The following is a 238-nucleotide window of genomic DNA, read 5'->3' as shown; positions in this document are numbered from 1 at the left end:
TGCTGGTCTTCTCCGACGGCACTCCGCTCAATGCCGAAGCGGTGAAGTTCAACTGGGATCGGGTCAAGGACCCGGCCACCGGCTCACCCCACCGCTCGGAGGCGTCGATGGTCGCCTCGACCGAGGTAGTCGACGACGTCACCCTGAAAGTCACGATGACCACTCCCGTGACCGCGTACGCGCAGGCGATCGTCGGCTCGGCGATGAACTGGATCGCCTCACCGGCGGCCCTGCGGAA

At 66.0% G+C, this 238-nt stretch carries 1 protein-coding gene; it reads left to right on the top strand.

Annotated elements, in window-relative coordinates; translation table 11 throughout:
• Positions 1 to 2: 2 nt before the first annotated feature.
• Positions 3 to 238, top strand: a 236-nt coding sequence (locus tag FMEAI12_RS03390; RefSeq protein WP_235013653.1) for an ABC transporter substrate-binding protein, incomplete at its 3' end; no start/stop codon positions are given.

This window comes from Parafrankia sp. Ea1.12 (assembly GCF_900465275.1).
Lineage (GTDB): Bacteria > Actinomycetota > Actinomycetes > Frankiales > Frankiaceae > Parafrankia > Parafrankia soli.
Note: the sequence above shows the minus strand (reverse complement) of the source record. Positions and strands in the feature narration are given on the sequence as shown.